Origin of the sequence: Verrucomicrobium sp. BvORR034 (assembly GCF_000739635.1) — a bacterium.
Taxonomy (GTDB): Bacteria; Verrucomicrobiota; Verrucomicrobiia; order Verrucomicrobiales; family Verrucomicrobiaceae; genus Verrucomicrobium.
The window spans coordinates 121,415-127,617 of the sequence record NZ_BATQ01000067.1; the positions used below are offsets into that span (position 1 = coordinate 121,415).

At 62.3% G+C, this 6,203-nt stretch carries 5 protein-coding genes; 1 reads left to right on the top strand and 4 read right to left on the bottom strand.

Going from position 1 to position 6,203, the window contains the following annotated elements; all coding sequences use genetic code 11:
• Positions 1 to 88: 88 nt before the first annotated feature.
• Positions 89 to 937, top strand: a complete 849-nt coding sequence (locus BV034_RS12400; protein WP_265592921.1) for a hypothetical protein — start codon at positions 89 to 91, stop codon at positions 935 to 937.
• A 34-nt stretch (positions 938 to 971) separates the two neighbouring features.
• Here BV034_RS12400 and BV034_RS12405 read toward each other — a convergent pair whose 3' ends face one another.
• From BV034_RS12405 to BV034_RS12420, 4 genes are read right to left on the bottom strand one after another with little or no spacing between them, the layout of a single operon-like run.
• Positions 972 to 2,543, bottom strand: coding sequence for an ABC transporter ATP-binding protein (locus BV034_RS12405; protein WP_050027326.1), 1,572 nt, complete (start codon positions 2,541 to 2,543; stop codon positions 972 to 974).
• Positions 2,544 to 2,561: 18 nt separating this feature from the next.
• Positions 2,562 to 3,476 (bottom strand): ABC transporter permease, encoded by a 915-nt coding sequence (locus tag BV034_RS12410; RefSeq protein ID WP_050027327.1) that lies wholly within the window; start codon positions 3,474 to 3,476, stop codon positions 2,562 to 2,564.
• A gap of 18 nt (positions 3,477 to 3,494) precedes the next feature.
• Positions 3,495 to 4,622 (bottom strand): ABC transporter permease, encoded by a 1,128-nt coding sequence (locus tag BV034_RS12415; RefSeq protein ID WP_265592922.1) that lies wholly within the window; start codon positions 4,620 to 4,622, stop codon positions 3,495 to 3,497.
• 24 nt (positions 4,623 to 4,646) lie between these two features.
• On the bottom strand, positions 4,647 to 5,759 hold the full coding sequence (locus BV034_RS12420; protein WP_081887765.1) for a BMP family ABC transporter substrate-binding protein: 1,113 nt from the start codon (positions 5,757 to 5,759) through the stop codon (positions 4,647 to 4,649).
• Positions 5,760 to 6,203: the final 444 nt, after the last annotated feature.

Here is a 6,203-nt window from a genome sequence, read left to right on the forward strand (position 1 = left end):
GAGGCCCCGGCGCGTTCTTGCATCGACAAAGGCGGCTCATGCTGAAACATTTGTCTTGCGTGTGAGGGCGGCTGACTGAGGTTTTCACATGAATCAGTTTCGAGCGCTATTTATGGTCATGCTGGTAGCCGTGGCGGGCATGGGCGCCTGGGTGTGGCAGACGAAGGAGAAGCTCTGGCTAGCCCAAGACTCCCTGCAGCAGGCGGAGGCGATCAAGATGAGTGAATTGAAAGCCCAGGCGGACCGGCATCGCGTGGAACTGGCGGCGCGTTCCAAGGAGCACGACGAGGCCATCCTGGCGATTAACGCGGACTGGGAGGGGAGGCTGGACAATCTGCGGAAGGAAGAGCGCCAGCGAATGAGCGGGGCTTTTGAGCAATTCGGCGATATCCTGGACGGGAGCAAGAAGACGCTGGACTACATCAATGCGCTAGAACAGAAGGTGAAGGCGGGCCAGGAAATCTCCAAGGCTGAGAATCAGCGTCTGGCGGTGATTGCGACGGGGCTGGGCTATCTGCAGAAGCAGTATCAGAAGCCGTTTCAGGAATTTACGGAGCTGGAGGCTTACCTCTCCAAGCGGGCCAGCGCCAGCGTGGAGACGCCGGACATGAAGAACGCGTTTTGGAAACGGATGTTCAGCCGGGAGTTCCGGGAGCAGGAACGGGAGTTCTATCGCACGGAAGGGGAGCGGCGTGGGTTTCAGGAGGCAAGCGCGAAGTTCAACTCCGCGTACAAGGCGGCCCAGAAGCAAATGGGCGCGGTGGACCTGAACTTCACGAAGGCGCTGCATGACCTGAACACGGCGGTGAAGGAGCAGAAGACCGAAGATTTGAGCACGTTCTTTGCCCAGGCCAGGAAGGCGCTTTCCACCCATCAGAAACTGCTGGAGTTCGAGCCGGAGGTGCCCAAGCCCGAGACGGGGACGGTGAAGCCGTAGGGGAGTTTTCAGTTTTAAGTGGAGGGCATGCTGGTCAGCCGTGCCCTGCCATGTGGGTGCCGATCACGGCCAGGTCGGCGGTGGCGGTGGGGGTCTCGTAGGTGATCTGGCCGCCGCTCATGACGAGGAGGCGGTCGGTGATTTTGAGGAGTTCGTCGAGGTCGGAACTGACCACGAGGACGGCGACGCCGCGATCGCGGGCTTCGGTGATCTTCTGGTGCACGAAGTCGGTTGCGGCGAAGTCGAGCCCGAAGCAGGGCTCGGAGACGACGAGGATCTTGAGGGGTAGGGTGGAGAGTTCCCGGGCAAGGATGGCCCGCTGGACGTTGCCGCCGGAGAGATCGCGAATGGGCGTGTCTGGCCCGCGGGTCTTGATGGAATAAGCCTCGATGAGTGGCAGGGCGGATTTGCGAATGGCGCGGAAGTTGAGAAGCCATTTCCAGCGTGCTTGAGGAGGCTGGTCAAAGGTGCGCAGGGCGATGTTTTCCGCCATGCTGAGCATGGGGGCGCAGGCGTTGCGGAGCGGCTCCTCCGGCAAGGTGTGGAACTGGTGGGCGAGGATGTCCCGGCGGGTGCCGTGGTAGGGCTGGCCATGGGCCTCCAGAGAGCCTGTGGCTGCGGGGCGCTGGCCGCCGAGCACCTCCATGAGCTCCCTTTGACCGTTTCCTGCGACTCCGGCAATCCCGAGAACCTCGCCCTCGGCGAGTTCAAAGGAGACGTCCTTCACGGCGGTGAGTCCATTGTCACCTAGAACCGAGAGCTGCTTGACCCGGAGTGCAGTGCGTCGGCTGGATGTGGAAGTTGTCGCTCGCGGTGCAGACGGAACAGGTTTGGCGCTGGAGGTTCCGCCCATCATCATGGCTGCCAGGGAGTCGCGGTCCAGGTCCTTCACTTTGCCTTGGCCGGCTAGCTTGCCCCGGCGGAGCACGGTGACGTCGTCTGCAAAGGAAAAGACCTCGCGGAACTTATGCGTGATGATGATGATGCTCAGCCTGCCCGCTACGGTCATCTGGCGTAGCAGGGCGAGCACCTCGGTGGCCTCGGCGGGGGTGAGCACGGAGGTGGGCTCATCCAGAATAAGGATGCGACTCTTGAGGTAGAGCTGCTTGAGGATCTCCGTCTTCTGCTTCTCTCCAGCGGCGAGCTCGGAGGCGCGCTTGTGAAGGGGCACCTTGAACGGGGCCTCCGTGGCCATGAATTCCTCCAGGCGGGCGGTTTCCCTTTTCCAGTTCACCGCTGCAGGCACATCTGGTCGGGAGAGCACCAGATTCTCCGTGACGGTCATGCTGGGCACCAAGGTAAAATGCTGGTACACCATGCCGATGCCGTATTTCCTCGCATCCGAAGGGTGCTGGATCTCGCGGACATGGCCGCCCACCATGATCTCACCAGAGGTGGCCGGGTGAAAACCCATGACACACTTCACCAGGGTGCTCTTGCCAGCGCCGTTCTCACCCAGCAGGGCGTGCACGGTGCCCGGTGGCACGGTAAGGGAGATCTCATCGGCGGCAGTGAAGTCGCCGAACTTCTTGGTGATGCGGTAGAGGTCCAGTGAGGCTGGGGCCTGGGTGAATCTCTCCAGATTTTCCGGTGGGATGAGAGTCATGACAGGAACGGGAAAAAATTACTCACCCGTGGCGAGGGCCCCCGGGGCGCCAGCGAGTGATTTCTTGGTCGAGCAGGTGATGACCATGACGATCAGCGTCAGGACGTAGGGGGAGGCATTCCAAAGGTAATAACCTGTCTGGATGCCGGCGGCTTGGAGCGCGGGACCTACGGACTGAGCCCCGCCGAAGAGCAGCGAGGCCACGAGACACATCTTGGGATCCCAGCGGGCAAAGATGACGAGGGCGACAGCCATGAGCCCCTGGCCACCGGAGATGGCCTCGGTCCAGGCTCCGGGATAGTAGAGAGACAGGTAGGAACCGCCCACGGCGGCCAGGCCGCTTCCCGCCATGGCTGCCCAGGTGCGGACGGCCTTCAATGAGATGCCGAGAGCCCGGGCGGCGGAAGGCTGGTCTCCCGCAGCGCGGATCTGCAAGCCCCAGCGAGTGCTGCGAAGGAACCACGCCAGGAAGTAGGCGGTGAGCAGCCCCAGGAAAAAGAGGGGGCAGATGCGGAGCGCGGCCTGGATCTGGGTGGAGTCGCTCCAGGCCCCGAGGGGGATGCCGGGCAGAAGCGGGGCGCTGGGCTGGATGTAGGGTTTGCCAAAGAAGAAGGCGATGCCGCTGCCAAAGAGCATGAGGGCGATGCCGACGGCAATGTCATTGGTTCGAGGTAATTGTGACAGCCACGCGAAGAGGAGCCCGAGCAGCATGCCCACTCCCATGGCGGCGAGTACTCCGTACCAGGGGGAGCCGGAGTGGTAGGAGACGGCATAGGCCGTCATGGCCCCGGCCAGGAGGGAGCCTTCCTGGCCCAGATTGATCTTGCCGCTCTTTTCCGTGAGGCATTCTCCCAGGCTGACAAAGAGGAAGGGCGTGCCTCCGCGCACCGCTCCAGCCAGGATGGCCATTGTGACAAGCCAGAATGAATCCATGACGTGGGTTTTAGGAAATCAGGGTTTGAAGATCTTGAACCTGCCGTAGAGCGAGTCGCTGAAGAGGATGACCAGGAACACGAGCCCCTGGAAAACGAGCGAGGTGGAGTCAGGCAGCTTGTGGGCGCGCTGCAAGATGCCGGAGCTGGCGAGGATGCCGCCGAGCAACAGGGAGACGGGGACGATGGCCAGGGGGTGAAACCGGGCGACGAAGGCCACCAGGATGCCTGCGTAGCCGAAACCTGCGGCCAGGGATTCATTGGCCCGGCCGTGAACGGCGGCGACCTCCACCATGCCGGCCACGCCCGCACAGCCACCCGCCAGGAAACAGGTGATGAGCGTGGTGCGATTGACGGGGAGCCCTCCAAGGCGTGCCGCCTTGGGGTTGGCTCCTATAAACCGGGCCTGGAAACCGAAGGTGGTGCGCTGCATGAGAAACCACAGGATCACACAGGCCACGAGCCCGAAGGCCAGGCCCCAGTGGACCCGCATGGTGAAGTCTCCAAAGGTGATGCGGCCCAGCATGATCTCTTCTGCGATGGGGAAGCTGGAGGGCTTGTTCAGGCTGGTGGGGTCCTTCATGGGCCCGTTCACCAGATGATTGAGGATGGCGATGGAGATGTAGTTCAGCAGCAGGCTGCTGATGGTCTCGTTCACCCCGCGATACTGGCGCAGACCGGCAGAGAGGGAGATCCAGAGACCGCCCCAGACAATGCCGGAAAGGGCCATGAAGCCGAGGGCCAGATGGTGCGGCCAGGCTGGGACCGCCAGACCGGCGATGACAGCTCCGATGCCGCCCATGACGAGGGCCCCTTCGTTGCCAATGACGATCATGCCCAGCCGCGCTGGCAGGGCCGTGCAGAGGGCAGTGAGCATCAGCGGGGCGGTCCGCATCAGGGTGTTCTGAAAGGCGAACCAACTGCCAAAGGAGGCCTTGTAGATGCTGGCGTACACCTTGAAGGGATCCTGCCCCTGCGCTTTGCAGAAGAGACCGAACAGGACCAGCGCCAGAAGGATGGCTCCCAGTGGGATGAGGATGGCTTCAAACGCCGGTCCCCAGGCGCGTCGCAGCCGGGGACTGGCAGGGAGCGGGGCCAGCCCGGCAGATCCGGGCTGGACAGAGGGAGTGGCAGAGAGTTCGGCCATCGATCAGGAAGGCAATGGACTCGCTTACTTGGTGCTGCCCAGCACCCCTTCGACCAGCCAGCTCATGGATTCGATGGCGGGATCGTCGCGCTTTAGGGCACCACCGGCAGGGACTTTGACATTGCCATCATTGTCCTTGAGCTCACCGGTGAAGATCTCCAGCGTCCCCGCCATGAACGCGGTCCTGGCTGCATCGGCGTCGGCCTTGGCGGCATCAGACACGGCAGGGCCATAGGGGGACATCTTGATGAAGCCTTCTTTGAAGCCACCGCGGATAAGATGGGGGATGCCGCCATTCATGAGGGATTTGCCCTCCTGGATCATCTTGGCGTACTTGGAATAAACGCTGCTCCAGTCCCATTCTGCACCGGTAAGATAGCCCTTGGGAGCGAGGGCGGCAGCGTTGGCATGGTAGCCGCAGACGTAGGCTCCGCGACGCTCGGCGGTCTGGGTGACGACCTTCGGGCTGTCCACATGGCAGGTGAGGACATCGATACCCTGGTCAATGAGGCTGTTGGCAGCATCTGCCTCCTTGACCGGCATGGCCCAGTCACCGGTAAAGACGACTTTGACCGTGGCCTTGGGATTGACCTTCCGGGCCCCCAGAGCAAACGCGTTGATGTTCATGAGCACCTGGGGGATGGGCTTCGCGGCAATGAAGCCCAGCTTGCCGGACTTGGAGGCGTGAGCCGCGACGATGCCGTTCACATACTGAGCTTCATAGATCCAGCCAAAGTAGCTGCCGACATTTTTGGGATGCTTCTTTTCATCATAGAGCCCGCCGCAGTGGAGGAACTGCACCTCGGGGGCCTCCTTGGCCACCTTGAGAATGTGAGGGTCGAAGTAGCCGAAGGACGTTGGAAATAACACAGAGGCGCCGTCGATGTTCACCATGTTCAGCATGGTCTCCTGAACAGCGTTGGTTTCCGGGACGCTGGCTTCCTCCACGACTTTCACGCCTGGGACCTTGCCGACGCCGATGCCGCCTTCAGCATGGGCCTGGTTGTAGCCGTAGTCGTCCTTGGGGCCAACATAGATGAAGCCCATGACGGTCTCGGCCAGACTGGGGCCAGCGGTGGCCAGGAGGGTGAGGGCAGCAGCGGTGCGGATGGGGAGCAGGTGCAGGAGTCGTCTCATGGTGGGAGAGCTGGTGAGCAAGTGAGGGGCACTGGAGTCGCTTCAAGGGTGAGATGACGACGCCAGGCAGGCCCGCGCAGTTGCAGCCCCCGTGCCATGATTAGAGTTGGGTTAAGATGTTGAAAATGTGCGCATTGTGAAGATGGTGAAGGAGAGGTGGGCAAGGGTGGATTTGTTCCGGCTGTGCCAGGTGTTGCGGAGTGCGACAGTTGGCAAGGGGGCGGGTAGGGGAAACAATGTGTGCGGCGGCGATGGCCCGACCCGCTGCGCGGGAGACTCCAGACTGGAAGATGCAAGACTTGTCAGGTGACCGCGGAGTAAAGGAGGCGGGGGCTCCGGCCCCGCGGTCTGTGGGGCGGGCGGAGCGGGGAAGGGTATCGTGAGACGTTTGGGGAGTGAGCGGGGCTGGGAACCCCCGCCTCCTGTACTCAAGAACAAGCTTCG